The sequence below is a fragment of the Nocardioides dilutus genome, from assembly GCF_054779555.1.
Window position 1 is genome coordinate 501,373 of record NZ_BAAGYA010000003.1, and the last position, 16,123, is coordinate 517,495.

Consider the following 16,123-nt stretch of genomic DNA (forward strand, 5'->3'; position numbering starts at 1 on the left):
TGGTCTTCGTTGAGTATTTGTGAGACAAGCTATGAAGGGCACATGGTGGATGCCTTGGCATCAAGAGCCGATGAAGGACGTAGTAGCCTGCGATAAGCCCTGGGGAGTTGGCAAACGAGCTGTGATCCGGGGATTTCCGAATGGGGAAACCCAGCTGGAGTCATGTCCAGTTACCCGCGCCTGAATGTATAGGGCGTGAGGAGGGAACGTGGGGAAGTGAAACATCTCAGTACCCACAGGAAGAGAAAACAATAGTGATTCCGAGAGTAGTGGCGAGCGAAATCGGAAGAGGCCAAACCTCATCTGTGTGATACCCGGCAGGGGTTGCAGTTGGGGGGTTGTGGGACCAGACAGATCGATCTGCCGGTCGGTCACGAAGTCACAAAGCTCGGAGGAAGTCGAAGCTGGCTGGAAAGCCACGCCATAGAGGGTGATAGCCCCGTATGCGTAAGCCCGAGCCTTCGGTCTGGTATCCCAAGTAACACGGAACCCCTGAAATTCCGTGTGAATCTGGCGGGACCACCCGTTAAGCCTAAATACTCCTTGATGACCGATAGCGGACAAGTACCGTGAGGGAAAGGTGAAAAGTACCCCTGGCGGGGAGTGAAATAGTACCTGAAACCATGTGCCTACAATCCGTTGGAGCCTGACCTTGTGTCGGGTGACAGCGTGCCTTTTGAAGAATGAGCCTGCGAGTTTGCGTTGTGTTGCGAGGTTAACCCGTGTGGGGAAGCCGTAGCGAAAGCGAGTCCGAATAGGGCGACTGAGTAGCACGATCAAGACCCGAAGCGGAGTGATCTATCCATGGGCAGGTTGAAGCGCGGGTAAGACCGCGTGGAGGACCGAACCCACTTAGGTTGAAAACTGAGGGGATGACCTGTGGATAGGGGTGAAAGGCCAATCAAACTCCGTGATAGCTGGTTCTCCCCGAAATGCATTTAGGTGCAGCGTTGCGTGTTTCTTACCGGAGGTAGAGCACTGGATAGCCGATGGGCCCGACCAGGTTACTGACGTTAGCCAAACTCCGAATGCCGGTAAGTGAGAGCGCAGCAGTGAGACTGCGGGGGATAAGCTCCGTAGTCGAGAGGGAAACAGCCCAGACCATCAGCTAAGGCCCCTAAGCGGTGACTAAGTGGAAAAGGATGTGGAGTTGCAGTGACAACCAGGAGGTTGGCTTGGAAGCAGCCACCCTTGAAAGAGTGCGTAATAGCTCACTGGTCAAGTGATTCCGCGCCGACAATGTAGCGGGGCTCAAGTCATCCGCCGAAGCTATGGCATTCACGCGTAAGCCAAGCCCTTGTGGTTCAGGTGCGTGGATGGGTAGGGGAGCGTCGTGTCGCGAGTGAAGCCTCGGAGTGATCCAGGGGTGGACGCGACACGAGTGAGAATGCAGGCATGAGTAGCGAATGAGGAGTGAGAAACTCCTCCGCCGAATGATCAAGGGTTCCAGGGTCAAGCTAATCTGCCCTGGGTAAGTCGGGACCTAAGGCGAGGCCGACAGGCGTAGTCGATGGACAACGGGTTGATATTCCCGTACCGGCAAAGTAGCGCCCATGACGAACCCGGTGATGCTAACCGCCCGAAACCATGCTTACTGAACCCTTCGGGGGGATGGGGCATGGCGGAGCGCGGGACCCGAACCGGTAGTAGTCAAGCGATGGGGTGACGCAGGAAGGTAGTCCAACCGTGGCGATGGTTGACCACGGCTAACCGCGTAGGGCGAGTGATAGGCAAATCCGTCACTCACATGCCTGAGACGGGACAGGGAGCCATTATTGGCGAAGTGGATGATCCTATGCTGTCGAGAAAAACCTCTAGCGAGCTACGCGCCGCCCGTACCCCAAACCGACTCAGGTGATCAGGTAGAGAATACCAAGGCGATCGAGTGAACCATGGTTAAGGAACTCGGCAAAATGCCCCCGTAACTTCGGGAGAAGGGGGGCCGGATCCGTTAACACCCTTGCGGTGTGAAGCGGTGATGGCCGCAGAGACCAGGCCCAAGCGACTGTTTACTAAAAACACAGGTCCGTGCGAAGTCGTAAGACGATGTATACGGACTGACTCCTGCCCGGTGCTGGAAGGTTAAGGGGACGGGTCAGCCACTTCGGTGGCGAAGCTCAGAACTTAAGCCCCAGTAAACGGCGGTGGTAACTATAACCATCCTAAGGTAGCGAAATTCCTTGTCGGGTAAGTTCCGACCTGCACGAATGGAGTAACGACTTGGGCGCTGTCTCAACCGTGGACTCGGCGAAATTGCACTACGAGTAAAGATGCTCGTTACGCGCGGCAGGACGGAAAGACCCCGGGACCTTTACTATAGTTTGGTATTGGTGTTTGGTTCGGCTTGTGTAGGATAGGTGGGAGACTTTGAAGCTTGGACGCCAGTTCAGGTGGAGTCAACGTTGAAATACCACTCTGGTCGTACTAGATGTCTAACCTAGGTCCGTAATCCGGATCAGGGACAGTGCCTGATGGGTAGTTTAACTGGGGCGGTTGCCTCCTAAAATGTAACGGAGGCGCTCAAAGGTTCCCTCAGCCTGGTTGGCAATCAGGTGTTGAGTGTAAGTGCACAAGGGAGCTTGACTGTGAGACGTACATGTCGAGCAGGGACGAAAGTCGGAACTAGTGATCCGGCGCCGGCACGTGGAAGCGGCGTCGCTCAACGGATAAAAGGTACCCCGGGGATAACAGGCTGATCTTCCCCAAGAGTCCATATCGACGGGATGGTTTGGCACCTCGATGTCGGCTCGTCGCATCCTGGGGCTGGAGTAGGTCCCAAGGGTTGGGCTGTTCGCCCATTAAAGCGGCACGCGAGCTGGGTTTAGAACGTCGTGAGACAGTTCGGTCCCTATCCGCCGCGCGCGCAGGAAACTTGAGAAAGGCTGTCCCTAGTACGAGAGGACCGGGATGGACGAACCTCTGGTGTGCCAGTTGTTCCGCCAGGAGCACGGCTGGTTGGCTACGTTCGGAAGTGATAACCGCTGAATGCATCTAAGCGGGAAGCACGTTTCAAGATGAGGTTTCCCACTACGTTAAGTAGGTAAGGCCCCCAGCAGAACACTGGGTTGATAGGCCGGAGGTGTACAGCAGTAATGCCTAGCCGACCGGTACTAATAGGCCGAGGGCTTGTCCCACAAATGCTCAACCAAGACCACACACGCGCTCGCGTCCACTAACAAGAGTCACCCACGATTTTGCGGGTGCATCAGGGCTCCATGATCTTCTGGGCCTCGATGCATTTCGCTCAAGAGTTACGGCGGCCACAGCGAAGGGGAAATACCCGGTCCCATCCCGAACCCGGAAGTCAAGCCCTTCAGCGCCGATGGTACTGCAGTCGCGAGGCTGTGGGAGAGTAGGACGCCGCCGGACATTCTTTTGCCAGGGCCACCCCATTACGGGGTGGCCCTGGTGTCATTTCGGGACGTTATGCGACCATTCCCGGCCACCTCCTGTCCACAAGCCTCCGGGCCGCCCACGTGTCCACAGGGGCGCTCCGCATACCGACGGGACCGTCGACGCCTGCCGCGAGCGTTGTCCGCGGAGGTGGTGACATGACAACAGCCACGAGCTCAGGCACGAAGGACTTCTCACACGTCAACGAGGTGCGGCTGGTCGGCCGGCTGTCGGCCGACCCTGCCGAGGTGAGCCTGTCCAGCGGCGACACGCTCTGGACCTTCCGCTTGGTCGTGGAGCGATCAGGCGCGGGCACCCGGCGGGGCCAGCAGTTCGACACGCTGGACTGCGCGGTGTGGGGAGGGCGGGTCAAACGGTCCGTGCCGACCTGGTCCGAGGGGGACCTGGTGGAGGTGACCGGCGCGGTCCGACGAAGGTTCTACGCCGCCGGGGCGGCGAAGGTGTCGCGCTACCAGGTGGAGGTGGTCGGCGGCCGGGTCATTCGTCGCGCAGCGAGCGGATGAGCACGCCGGGGCTCGGCTTGGGCTGGAAGGAGGTGGCCTTCTCAGGCAGCAGCCGGTCGGCCGCGGCGACGCGGAGCACGACGTCGACGTCAGGCGCCGGCATCAGCACGGCGACGCCTCCCGAGCGCCGCAGCTGGCTGAGCGTGGCCTCGACCGAGTGGTGGTGGTGGATCCGGGCGGGCCCACGTCCCAGTGAGGGCACCACGTCGTCGTGCAGGGCCTCGACCGCGGCCCGGTCGGGGGGCAGGTCCAGCTTGAGCGTCGCCCACGTCCGCCCGTCGGTCGCGACCAGGGTGTGCGGCCCCAGCGCCTCGAACGCGGAGGTCTGGTCCCTCACGTCGTATCCGGCGCCGGCGATCTCGGCGGCCGCGGCAAGGTCGTCGAGGCTCACCCCCGTCAGCACGCGGTGGATGGGGCCGAGGAACAACGGCGTGTCCTCCTGGTCGACCAGCATCGCCAGGCCGCGGTCGAACGCGCCTCCGGGGTCGCGTGCCTGCATGCGGAGGTATGCCGCATAGCGGTGGTGTCCGTCGGCGATCAGCGCCTGGCAGCCGGCGAGGCCCTCGGCGAGCCCGCCGAGCAGGTCTGCGTCCCGGATCGCCCAGATGCGGTGGCGCTGGTCGTTGCGGTCCACGAAGTCGTCGGTTGGCGCAGTGGCCACGACCTGGTGCACAAGACGCCGGACCGCCTCCGGGCCCCTGTGCACCAGGAGGATCGGCGCGGGGTTGAGCGCGAGCTGGGTCATCCGGTCGGCGAGCGAGTCCGCCTGCGCAGGGTGGATGCCCTCGTGGGGGAGCACGGCCCGGTCGCTGGGGCTGGAGGCCCGGTGGGACACGTCGAGTGCGCCGACCAGGCCGCGCACGGTCAGCCCGGCCTCGGTGTACTCGTGCAGCCACAGTGCGGGGTCGGCGTCGCGGCGCAGCTGGCCGCGTTCCTGCCACTGGATGAGACGCGCGGCGACCGCCCGGTACGGTCGGGCGAAGAGCCGCCGCGAGGCGGGGTCCCCGACCCGTCGGGGGTTCAGCCTCAGGGCGTGGAACGGCTCGAGGCGCAGGGGGCGACCGACGTACGGAGGGGTCACCACCGCGCTCGAGTCCATCAGTCGAGTCTAGGAGCGCAGCAAACCGGTGAGCCTTGAACGCTCCGAACGGCCGTTGTCCCAGCTCTACGACCTGGCGATGCTCGACCTCGACGGTGTGGTCTACGTCGGCGCCGCCGCCGTGCCTGGAGCTCCAGAACACGTGGACCGGGCCCGGGCGGCAGGGATGCGAGTCGCGTTCATCACCAACAACGCCCGGCGGCCTCCCGCGGCGGTCGCCGCACACCTGAGCGGCCTCGGCATCGCGGCACAGGCCGCGGACGTGGTGACCTCGGCGCAGGCGGCTGCCCAGCTCCTCGCCGACCGGCTGAGCCCAGGTGCCCGTGTCGTCCTGCTCGGTGCCGACGGGCTGGCGGAGGCGATGGTCGCGGCCGGCCTGGAGCCGGTGGGCGTGACCGACGATGCCGAGGCTCTGGTGACCGGCTACGGCCCGGACGTGCGTTGGCGCGACATCATGCGGGCCGCAGTGCGAGTCCGCGCCGGCCTCTGGTGGGTAGCGACGAACGGCGACATGACGATCCCCACGTCCTACGGCGTGGCTCCGGGCCATGGCGTCCTGGTCGAGACGATCAGCAGGTTCAGTGGTGTCGAGGCGGAGGTCGCCGGAAAGCCCGCACGGCCGTTGCTGGACGAGACGGTCCGCCGAGTGGGGGGTGACCGACCGCTGATGGTCGGCGACCGCCTCGACACCGACATCGAGGGCGCCGCCAACGCCGGCATCGACTCGCTGCTCGTCCTGACCGGGGTGACCGGCCTGCCTGAGCTGGTGGCCGCCCGCCCGGGGGAGCGGCCGACGTTCCTCTCGGCCGACCTCGGCGGCATGGCGGTCGCCCACCCGGCGGTCACTGCCGTGGAGGGCGTCGCGACGCTTGGTGGGTGGACCGCCCGCGTCGACGCGGGGAGGCTCGTCGTCCGAGGTGGCGGCGATCCCGACGACTGGTGGCGGGTGGTGGCAGTGGTGGCCTGGGACCACTACGACCGCTGCGGACAGCATGTCGCCATCGAGGGCCTCCAGCCGCCGCGATAGCCTCGCAGCATGTCTGAGGGCGCGACCGAGCACACCACCGGCCTGGCGAGCGTGGACGCGGTGGTCGAGTCCCTGGCGGCCCTGGAAGACCGGCCCGTCGTGGAGCATGTGGCCGTCCTCGAGGACGCCCACGAGCAGCTGCGCCGAGCGCTGGACGACACCTCGGACGACTAGCAGTGCCGCCGCGTCGCCTCCGCCTCGACGCCGAGCTGGTCCGCCGGGGGCTGGCGCGGTCACGCGACCACGCGGCCGAGCTGGTGGCGTCGGGGCGCGTCACCGTCTCCGGCGGCGCCGCGACCAAGCCGGCCACCGCCGTGACCACCGACGTCGCGATCGTGGTACGTGAGGACCCCGACGGCGAGGAGTATGTCTCCCGTGGCGGGCACAAGCTCGCCGGCGCGCTGAGGGTCTTCGGCCCGCTGGGCTTCCGGGTGGAGGGGCGGCGTTGTCTGGACGCCGGGGCGTCGACAGGCGGGTTCACCGACGTGCTGCTGAGGGCAGGAGCCGCGCAGGTGGTCGCGGTCGACGTGGGCTACGGCCAGCTCGCCTGGCCGCTGCGTCAGGACGAGAGGGTGACGGTGCACGACCGCACCAACGTCCGCGAGCTCACCACCGAGATGATCGGCGGTCCCGTCGACGTGGTCGTGGGGGACCTGTCGTTCATCTCGCTGCTTCTCGTACTCGAGCCGCTGATCGGGGTGACCCGCGAGGACGGCGACCTGGCACTGATGGTCAAGCCGCAGTTCGAGGTCGGGAAGGACCGGCTCGGCAAGGGTGGGGTGGTCCGCGACCCCACGCTGAGGTCCGAGGCGGTGACCACGGTCGCCGAGGCGGCCGCCCGCCGAGGGTGGGGAGCACGTGCAGTGGCCACCAGCCCGCTGCCCGGGCCGGCGGGCAACGTGGAGTTCTTCCTGTGGCTGCGCCACGGACCGGCAGAGGTCGGGCCGGATGACATCGCTCGGGTTGTGCATGGCGCCACCTCCGTGGGGGAGCCGTCTGACAGGCTTGACCCATGACCGTGCGCCGGGTGCTGCTGCTCGCCCACACCGGCCGCGACGCCGCGCGTGAGGTGACGCTCGCGTTCTGCAAGGCGCTGACCGGCCACGGGCTGAGCGTGCGGATGCTGGCCTCGGAGGTCGCCGATCTCGAGCTCGATCCCGCCTCCTACGACCCGCCGCTCGAGCTCGTCGGTCCGGACGCGGACGCGGGTGCCGACTGCGAGATCGCGGTCGTCGTGGGCGGCGACGGGTCGATCCTGAGGGCGGCCGAGGTGACTCGGGCGAGCGGGACCCCTGTCCTGGGCGTCAACCTGGGACACGTCGGCTTCCTGGCCGAGGCCGAGTCGGACGACGTCGAGACCACGATCGAGGCGATCGTGGACCGCACGTGGACCCCCGAGGACCGGCTCACCCTCGACGTCCGGGCGTTCCGGGACGGCGAGCTGGTGACCCAGACCTTCGCGCTCAACGAGGCCAGCGTCGAGAAGGCCGCGCGCGAGCGGATGATCGAGGTGGTCGTGGAGATCGACAACCGGCCGCTGTCCCGGTGGGGCTGCGACGGAGTGGTGCTGTCGACACCCACGGGGTCCACCGCCTACAACTTCAGCGCGGGCGGTCCGGTGGTGTGGCCGGGGGTCGAGGCGCTGGTCGTCGTGCCGATCAGCGCGCATGCGCTCTTCGCCCGGCCCCTGGTGGTCTCGCCCGACTCGGTGGTCGCCGTCGAGGTCATCGCGCGGACCGACGGTGCCGGGGTGCTCTGGTGCGACGGCCGCCGGGCGGTGGACCTACCTCCAGGCGCCCGGATCGAGGTGCGCCGCGGTGATCGGCCGGTCCGCCTGGCTCGGCTGCATCGTGGACCGTTCACCGACCGGCTGGTGGCCAAGTTCGACCTGCCCGTGGACGGCTGGCGCGGGTCCGCCGAACGCCGTCGGCGGGGCGAGGGCTCCGCAGCAGACGGCTCGTCGAGCGGAGGGGCTGGTGCTTGAGGAGATCCGGATCGTGCAGCTCGGGGTGATCGAGTCGTCGACGCTGGAGCTCGGACCGGGCCTCACGGTGATCACGGGGGAGACCGGCGCCGGCAAGACCATGGTCGTGACCGCGCTCGGACTCCTGCTCGGTGCGCGCGCCGACTCGGGCGCGGTGCGCACCGGCGCCCGGACCGCGCGGATCGAGGGGGTCGTGGACGTCTCCGGCCTGGAGGGCTTCGCGGACGCGGTCGACGAGGCCGGGGGTGAGGTCGAGGACGGGCGGGTTGTCCTGGCACGCAACCTCACAGCGGAGGGCCGTTCCCGGGCGTTCGTCGGCGGCGCGTCGGTGCCGGTCGCCAAGCTCGCCGAGGTGACCGAAGTGCTCGTCGCGGTGCACGGACAGTCCGACCAGCACCGGCTGCTCCAGCAACGTGCCCAGCGTGAGGCGCTGGACAGGTTCGGCGGGCCACGCGTCGCAGACCTGCTGACGACCTACTCAGGTGTCTACCACCGCCTCAAGACCACCGAACGCGAGCTCGCTGACGTCGTCAGCAGCTCCCGCGAGCGCGCCCGCGAGGCCGACGTGCTCAGGTTCGGCCTTGGGGAGATCGAGGCCGTGGACCCGGCCAGCGGCGAGGACGTCGCACTGGCGGCCGAGGAGTCCCGGCTGGGGTTCGCCGACACCCTGCGCACGGCTGCGGAGTCCGCCCGCGAGTCGCTGTCCAGCGACGACCCCACCGCCGACGACGCGCTGTCGACCACATCAGCCGCGCGCACGCTGCTCGAGGGGGTCCGCGACCACGATCCGGAGGCCGGCGAGCTCGCCGACCGGCTCGCGGAGGTCACCTACCTGCTCTCCGACGTCGCCGCGGATGTGGCGTCCTACGCCTCGCGGCTCGAGACCGACCCCCACCGTCTCGCCGCAGTGTCTGAACGCCGGGCGGCCCTGACCGCGCTCACCCGGAAGTACGGCGAGACGATCGATGACGTGCTCGCCTGGGCGCAGTCCTCCGCGGCCCGGCTGCTCGACCTCGACGGAACCGACGAGCGCATCGAGGCCCTGAGGACCGAACAGCAGCACCTGGCCGCCGAGCTCGCGGCCGCGGCGGAAGCCCTGTCGAGCGCCCGCAGCGAGGCCGCGGAGCGGCTCTCTGCGCAGGTCACCGACGAGCTCGGCCTGCTGGCCATGCCGGATGCGACCTTCGAGATCGAGATCACCCGGACCGGCGCCACGGCGTCAGGCGTCGACGAGGTGGAGTTCCGGCTCGCCGCCAACGTCGGCTCCGGTCCCCGGCCCCTTCACAAGGGGGCCTCGGGCGGAGAGCTGTCCCGGGTGATGCTCGCGCTGGAGGTGGCGCTGGCGGGCACCAGCCCCGTGCCGACGTTCGTGTTCGACGAGGTCGATGCCGGCGTCGGGGGCGCGGCCGCGGTCGAGGTCGGGCGGCGGCTGGCCCAGCTGGCCCGCACCGCCCAGGTCCTCGTCGTCACGCACCTTCCGCAGGTCGCCGCCTACGCCGACCGGCACGTGCTGGTGGAGAAGTCCGACGACGGGTCAGTGACGAGCTCGGGACTGAGCGTCCTGGACGACGCGTCGCGCGAGCGTGAGCTGTCGCGGATGCTGGCCGGTCTGGCCGACTCCGACACCGCCCTGGCCCACGCCCGCGAGCTGCTCACGGTGGCCCGCGAGGCGCGCTCCGCGTGATGGACACCTGGGAGGAGAGCGCTGGGATGAGAGTGCCGGGATGAGGGTGCTGGGATGAAGTTCAACTCCCGACGCACGCAGATCACCACGCTCCCGGGCGTCAGTGGCACCGCCCGGGTGGCGCGCCGCGCTCCCCAGCTGCTCTCGCGACTCCGGGAGGGTGACATCGTGGTGATCGACCACCACGACCTCGACCGGGAGACGGCGTTGCGCCTGGTCGACAAGGGAGTCGTCGGGGTCGTCAACGCCGCGCCGATGATCTCCGGGCGCTACGCCAACCTCGGACCGGAGGTGCTGGCCGAGGCCGGTCTCGTGCTGGTGGACCAGGTGGGCGAAGGTGGCTGGGCCGCGGTGCCCGACAACCTGCCGGTGCGCATCGACGACGGGGTGGTCTACGCCGACGACACCGCGGTCGCACACGGCCGGGTGGTCACGTTGAGCCAGCTGCGCGCCGAGATGGAGCAGGCTCGCTCGGGCCTGGCGGTGCAGCTCGACACCCTCACCCAGAACGCCGGCGAGTTCCTGCGCCGCGAGCAGGACCTGCTGCTGGACGGCCGGGGCCTCCCCGACCTGGTCACCCCGCTGAGCCGTCGGCCCGCGCTGGTCGTCGTCGGCTTCGAGCACGACGAGCTGGTGCCGCTACGGCGCTACGTGGCCGAGCAGGATCCCGCGATCCTGGCTGTTGGGACCGCCGCCGACGACCTGATGGGCTTCGGCTGGGTGGCCGACGTGGTCGTCGCGTCGGTCAAGGAGCCAGGGGGGCTGCCGTCCGCGGACGCGCTCCAGGCCGCCTCCGACGTCGTCCTGGTCTGCACGCACGGCGCGGGACCCGAGGAGGTCGAGGCGGTGACCGGTGTCGTGCGCCTCGGGATCTCACCGACCTTGGTCGAGTCCTCGGCCACGCCCGAGGACCTCGCGCTGCTGCTGGCGGACCGCTACGACGTCGTCCCCCTGGTCGGGGTCGGCCTCAACGCCCGTCTCGAGGACTTCCTCGACCGGCGGCAAGCGGGCCTGGCCAGCACCTTCGCCACTCGACTCAAGGTGGGGTCGCGGTTGGTGGATGCCAGCGCGGTCCCGGCTCTGCACACCAATGGTGCCACCACCGGACAGGTCGTGACACTGCTACTGGCGGGACTGTTGGCGGTGGGGACAGCGGTGGCCGTCACACCGGCCGGCCAGGCGATGCTCGAGTCCCTTGCCGACAACCTGGGATCCCTGCTGTGACCGATGCGTTCATGATCGGTCTCCGTCGCCACGTCCTCGCCGTCGTGGCCGCCCTGTTCGCGTTGGCCGTGGGGATCGCCCTCGGTGGGGGGCCGCTCAGCTATGTCCCGGATGACGACACTCCTCAGACAACCGCGCGGGACGAGCCGCCGCCCGACACCGAGGAGTCGGAGTCCACAGACGACGAGGCGCCGCCTCCCGCCGAGGGCGGGTTCGCGGACGCCTTCGCCGCCGCGGCCGCGGCCCGGCTCTACGACTCTGCCCTGAGGGGTCACCCCACCGTGATCGTCGCCATGCCCGGCGTGCCTCCAGGACTCGTCGACACGATGGTCACCCAGGTGGCCGCCGCGGGTGGCGGTCTCACCGGGGTCTTCGAGATCACTGCGCAGACGGTCGATCGCGGCGAGACCTCACTGGTCGACAGCCTGGGCAGCCAGCTGATGACCCAGCTGGGCGACACCCGGATCGACCCCGCCGCCTCGACGTACGTGCGGCTGGGCCAGCTGGTGAGCCTCGCGGTCGCCACCCCGGTCAAGGACGGGCGCCGGGCGGACGCCCCTGCCGAGACCGTGCGAGCCAGCCTGTCCGCGGGCGGCCTGCTGACCGGGCCGGCCGACGCGCGGCTGGCCCCACTGGTGATGGTCCTGCTGCCCGCCGGCGGCGACCCTGTGCCGGAGGAGGCCTTGGCCGAGGCGGCGATCTACCAGGGGCTGACGACCGGTCTGCGGGTCGACGCCGCCGGCGTCGTGCTGCTCGGCGACACCAGGTCCGGGGAGGCAGGGCTGCTGACCGAGCTGCGCCGCGACGAGCTCGTGACGAGCACGATCGCGACGGTCGACGGAGGGGACACCGTCATCGGCCAGGTGACCGCCATGCTGGCGCTGATCGACTCTCTCGACGGAAGTGTGGGCGCCTACGGTGCGTCGGGTTCGGACGGAGCCGTACCTATCTCGTAGGCTAGAGGTCCATGAAGCACCCGATGCCGACCAAGCACGTGTTCGTCACCGGAGGGGTCGCCTCCTCGCTCGGCAAGGGCCTCACTGCTTCGAGCCTCGGGCGGCTGCTGCGCTCGCGCGGGCTGCGGGTCACCATGCAGAAGCTGGACCCCTACCTCAACGTCGACCCCGGGACGATGAACCCGTTCCAGCACGGCGAGGTGTTCGTGACCAACGACGGGGCCGAGACCGACCTCGACATCGGGCACTACGAGCGGTTCCTCGACACCGATCTCGGCCAGATCGCCAACGTCACCACCGGGCAGGTCTACTCCAGCGTGATCGCCAAGGAGCGGCGCGGCGACTACCTCGGTGACACCGTGCAGGTGATCCCCCACATCACCAACGAGATCAAGGACCGGATCCGGGCCATGGGGAGCGACGACGTCGACGTCGTCATCACCGAGGTGGGCGGCACCGTCGGCGACATCGAGTCGCTGCCGTTCCTCGAGGCGGCCCGCCAGGTCCGCCACGACATCGGCCGCGACAACTGCTTCTTCCTGCACATCTCCCTGGTGCCCTACATCGGTCCGTCTGGGGAGCTCAAGACCAAGCCGACCCAGCACTCGGTGGCCGCGTTGCGCCAGGTGGGCATCCAGCCCGACGCCATCGTCTGCCGTGCCGACCGCGAGCTGCCCGACTCCATCAAGCGCAAGATCTCGCTGATGTGCGATGTCGACGAGGAGGCGGTGGTCACCGCCGCCGACGCCCCGTCGATCTACGACATCCCCAAGGTGCTGCACCGTCAGGGACTCGACGCCTACGTCGTGCGCAGGCTGGGGCTGCCGTTCCGTGACGTCGACTGGACCGCGTGGGACGACCTGCTCCGGCGCGTCCACCACCCGGCCGAGGAGGTGACCGTCGGCCTGGTCGGCAAGTACGTCGACCTGCATGACGCCTACCTCTCGGTGGCCGAGGCGCTCCGCGCCGGCGGGTTCGCCCACGAGGCGAAGGTCGACATCCGCTGGATCGCCTCCGACGAGTGTGCCTCGCCGCAGGGAGCCGCTCGGCTCCTCCAGGACGTGGACGCGATCTGCGTGCCCGGCGGGTTCGGCGTCCGCGGCCTCGACGGCAAGATCGGCGCCCTGACCTATGCACGCACCCACGGGATCCCGACGCTGGGTCTCTGCCTCGGCCTGCAGTGCATGGTCATCGAGTACGCCCGCAGCGTGGCCGGGCTGGAGAAGGCCGACTCGACCGAGTTCGACCCCGACAGCCCGGAACCGGTGATCGCAACCATGGCCGAGCAGGTGGCCTACGTCGAGGGCGCGGGGGACCTGGGCGGGACGATGCGGCTGGGGCTCTACCCGGCGGCACTCAAGCCGGGATCTGTGGTCCGAGAGGCGTACGGCGCAGACCTCATCGAGGAACGGCACCGGCACCGCTACGAGGTCAACAACATCTACCGCGACCAACTCGAGGAGTCCGGGCTGGTGTTCTCGGGCACCTCGCCCGACAACAACCTGGTCGAGTTCGTCGAGCTGCCGCGCGACGTGCACCCCTACTACGTGGCCACCCAGGCGCACCCCGAGCTGCGGTCCCGGCCGACCCGTCCGCACCCGCTGTTCGCGGGCCTGGTGGGCGCGGCGATCGAGCGCCAGAAGGAGCTGCGCTTCCCGATCGAGGTCGAGCCCGCCGCGGTCGAGGAGGACACGATCTAGGACTGCAGGCGGTAGCCAGCCAGAACGCTAGGACCTCGCCCGGAGCATCCGGCCGAGCGTGTCGGCGGCCGTGAGCAGAGCGTTGCGGACCAGCGGGTCGACTCCGTCGGCCCGCGCCGCGCTGCTGGCCCGGTCGGGCCAGTCGTCCGAGGCGGTGACCGGCACCATCGTCTTGACCAGGCTGAGGGTCGCCAGCATCCCTTCCCCGCGCAGTGAGGTGACCACGTCGAGGTAGCGGTCGGCCCACGGCGTGAGCAGGTGGTGCTGGACGGGCCGCCAGAAGGCTCCGGCCATCTCCTGCAGCGGTGGGCCGGGAGGCACGGCCCGCTCCTCGAACACCCTGGACCAGGCTTCCGCCTTGGCCTCGACCGTCGGCAACGCCGCCCGGACGGCGAAGGCACGTACGGCGGCGTCCGGGTCGGGGTCACGCTCGAGCAGCGCCGCGACCGCCCGCTCGTCGAACCTCCCCAGTGACGCGCGACGGATCAACACCCGCCAGGCCAGGTCGAGGTTGGACGCCGACTCGCGGTCCAGGAGCTCGAAGTGCGCGGGTAGCGCTGCGGACCGGGCCAGGGCGTTGAGGGAGGCGGTGCGATGGTCGGTCTCCGCGGCCCGGCGCGCGGCCAGCTCCGCCACTCGGGCCAGCCGGCGAGGCACCAGCGCGGTCGGGCTCCAGCGTTCGGCGGCCTGCAGGGCCAGGGAGAAGAACGGCTCGACGAGTCCGGCGGCGCGCTCGGTCGCCAGCACGGCCAGCACGCAGTCCAGGAAGTCGCCCGCCGACAGCTCACCCTTGGCCAGCATGTCCCAGGCGGTCGTGACCGCCTGCGCCCGCGAGACGGCGTCCGGCAGGCCCGGGGCGAGGGTCAGCATCGCCTCCAGCGACTCCTCGTCGGTTCGCACCGCGGCGAAGGTCAGGTCGCCGTCGTTGAGCAGGTGGAGGTCGGCGGCGGGGAGGTCGACCGGGGTCGTGGGCCCGGTCGTCTCCACGTCGGTGGTCGCCACCAGCTCGACGGGCGGGTCGCCAGGGTCGCCGCCGGTGCGACGGTAGGAGCCGATGCGCAGGCGGTGGGGCCTGGGCTCTGCGCCGTCGGCGCTCGTCGTGAGCAGCTGGCGACTCCCCAGCGGGCTCCGTGGGTCCGGCAGCAGGACGATCGTGTCGGTCCCGGGCCGGTCCAGCCAGCCCGCCTGCCAGCTCGTGAGGTCCCGGCCCGCGGCGGCGCCGACGGCGTGCATCAGGTCCTCGAGAGTCGTGTTGCCCCACGCGTGGTCGCGGAAGTAGGCGCGCAGTCCGTTGACGAACTGGTCCTCGCCGACGTAGGCGACGAGCTGCCGGAGGACGGCCTGGCCCTTCTCGTAGGTGATCTCGTCGAAGTTGGCGAACGCCGCCCCGACATCGGCCACCTCGGAGCGGATGGGGTGGCTGCCCGGGCCCATGTCCGCCTGATATCCGCGCAGCTCCAGCGTGGCGAGGATGGTCGCGTCGGCGTCGGTGTAGTCCGTCGCCCGTTCGGCCGCCCAGGTGGCGGCCCATGACGCGAACGCCTCGTTGAGCCACAGGTCGTCCCACCAGCGCATGGTCACCAGGTCGCCGAACCACTGGTGGGCCATCTCGTGGAGCAGCACGGTGGCGGCGAACTCCCGCTGACCGTGAGTGGGTCGGCTGCGGTGGAGGAAGGTGTCACTCCAGGTGACACAGCCCCAGTTCTCCATGGCGCCCCCGAGGTCCGGGACGAAGACCTGGTCGTAGCGCTCCTGGGGGAACGGGGCGCCGAAGCGCTCCCCGAAGAACGCGAGCCCCTGCTCGGTCAACCGGAACAGCTCGGTGGAGTCCCGCTCGAGGAAGCGGCGCAGCGACTGACGGCAGTAGAGGCCCAGGCTGTGCTCGCCCCGCTGCTCGCGGATCTCGTGGAACGGTCCGGCGTTGACCACGACGACGTAGGTCGACAGGCGCGGCGTGTCCGGGAACGACCACACACGGCACCCGTCCTCCCGGTCCTCGACCGAGTCGGGTGCGGTGTTGCTCGTGACCACCCACGACTCCGGGGCGGTCACGGTGAAGCGGTGGGGGGCCTTGAGATCCGGCTGGTCGAAACAGGCCCACGCGCGGCGGGCGCCGTCGGGCTCGAAAGAGCTCCAGACGTAGACCTGCTTGTCGGAGGGGTCGACGCTGCGCAGGATGGCGGCCCCACGGCCGGTGTCGCGCTGGACCGACGAGACGACCAGGACGTTGTGATCGGCCAGGTCGAGCAGCGGCAGCCGGCCCTCTGCGCAGGTGGAGACGTCGAGGTCCACGCCGTTGAGCGTGGCCCGCTGGACGTCTGCGTCGCAGTCGACGAACGTCGACGACCCGGGTTGGTGGCACCGGAACCTCACCGTCGAGGTGGCGACCCAGTCAGGCCCGTCGAGCATGCCGCGCAGGTCGACCTCGATGTCGTAGCGCTCGACCTCCAGCATCGCGGCGCGGGCCCGGGCCTCGTCATGGGTGAGGCTGAGCGGCGAGGAGTCCGGCACACCGGAACGGTAGCCTCACCG

11 protein-coding genes and 2 rRNA genes are annotated in these 16,123 nt (G+C 68.8%); 11 read left to right on the forward strand and 2 right to left on the reverse strand.

Going from position 1 to position 16,123, the window contains the following annotated elements; genetic code table 11:
- Window positions 1-22 precede the first annotated feature (22 nt).
- The 3 genes from ACYVC6_RS18105 to ACYVC6_RS18115 all read left to right on the forward strand — a co-directional run bounded on the left by ACYVC6_RS18105 (window position 23) and on the right by ACYVC6_RS18115 (window position 3,917).
- Window positions 23-3,134 (forward strand): 23S ribosomal RNA (locus ACYVC6_RS18105).
- A 118-nt stretch (window positions 3,135-3,252) separates the two neighbouring features.
- Window positions 3,253-3,369, forward strand: a 5S ribosomal RNA gene (gene rrf / locus ACYVC6_RS18110).
- Window positions 3,370-3,551: 182 nt separating this feature from the next.
- Complete coding sequence (locus ACYVC6_RS18115; RefSeq protein ID WP_460715850.1) at window positions 3,552-3,917, forward strand: single-stranded DNA-binding protein; 366 nt, start codon at window positions 3,552-3,554, stop codon at window positions 3,915-3,917.
- Here ACYVC6_RS18115 and ACYVC6_RS18120 read toward each other — a convergent pair.
- A complete protein-coding gene (locus ACYVC6_RS18120; RefSeq protein ID WP_460715851.1) occupies window positions 3,892-5,016 on the reverse strand; it encodes a DUF1015 family protein in 1,125 nt (374 codons plus the stop codon). The two genes, ACYVC6_RS18115 and ACYVC6_RS18120, sit on opposite strands and share 26 nt — an antisense overlap.
- Before the next feature lie 28 nt (window positions 5,017-5,044).
- Here ACYVC6_RS18120 and ACYVC6_RS18125 point away from each other — a divergent pair, with 28 nt between their 5' ends.
- From ACYVC6_RS18125 to ACYVC6_RS18160, 8 genes are read left to right on the forward strand one after another with little or no spacing between them, the layout of a single operon-like run.
- Entirely contained in the window at window positions 5,045-6,043 is a 999-nt protein-coding gene (locus tag ACYVC6_RS18125) for an HAD-IIA family hydrolase (protein WP_460715852.1), read from the forward strand.
- Window positions 6,044-6,052: 9 nt separating this feature from the next.
- Complete coding sequence (locus ACYVC6_RS18130; RefSeq protein WP_460715853.1) at window positions 6,053-6,217, forward strand: hypothetical protein; 165 nt, start codon at window positions 6,053-6,055, stop codon at window positions 6,215-6,217.
- A gap of 2 nt (window positions 6,218-6,219) precedes the next feature.
- Entirely contained in the window at window positions 6,220-7,059 is an 840-nt protein-coding gene (locus tag ACYVC6_RS18135; RefSeq protein WP_460715854.1) for a TlyA family RNA methyltransferase, read from the forward strand.
- Complete coding sequence (locus tag ACYVC6_RS18140) at window positions 7,056-8,027, forward strand: NAD kinase (RefSeq protein ID WP_460715855.1); 972 nt, start codon at window positions 7,056-7,058, stop codon at window positions 8,025-8,027. Before ACYVC6_RS18135 ends, ACYVC6_RS18140 begins: the two co-directional genes overlap by 4 nt.
- A complete protein-coding gene (recN, locus tag ACYVC6_RS18145; RefSeq protein ID WP_460715856.1) occupies window positions 8,020-9,711 on the forward strand; it encodes a DNA repair protein RecN in 1,692 nt (563 codons plus the stop codon). The genes ACYVC6_RS18140 and recN overlap by 8 nt, the downstream gene beginning before the upstream one ends.
- A 54-nt stretch (window positions 9,712-9,765) precedes the next feature.
- Entirely contained in the window at window positions 9,766-10,935 is a 1,170-nt protein-coding gene (gene steA / locus ACYVC6_RS18150; protein WP_460715857.1) for a putative cytokinetic ring protein SteA, read from the forward strand.
- The gene (locus ACYVC6_RS18155; protein WP_460715858.1) at window positions 10,932-11,891 is read left to right on the forward strand and encodes a copper transporter; all 960 of its coding nucleotides are present in this window, start codon (window positions 10,932-10,934) and stop codon (window positions 11,889-11,891) included. The genes steA and ACYVC6_RS18155 overlap by 4 nt, the downstream gene beginning before the upstream one ends.
- An 11-nt stretch (window positions 11,892-11,902) precedes the next feature.
- Entirely contained in the window at window positions 11,903-13,591 is a 1,689-nt protein-coding gene (locus ACYVC6_RS18160; protein ID WP_460715859.1) for a CTP synthase, read from the forward strand.
- A 27-nt stretch (window positions 13,592-13,618) separates the two neighbouring features.
- On the opposite strand, the gene pepN is transcribed toward ACYVC6_RS18160, so the two are convergent.
- Complete coding sequence (gene pepN / locus ACYVC6_RS18165; RefSeq protein WP_460715860.1) at window positions 13,619-16,102, reverse strand: aminopeptidase N; 2,484 nt, start codon at window positions 16,100-16,102, stop codon at window positions 13,619-13,621.
- Between the last annotated feature and the right edge of the window lie 21 nt (window positions 16,103-16,123).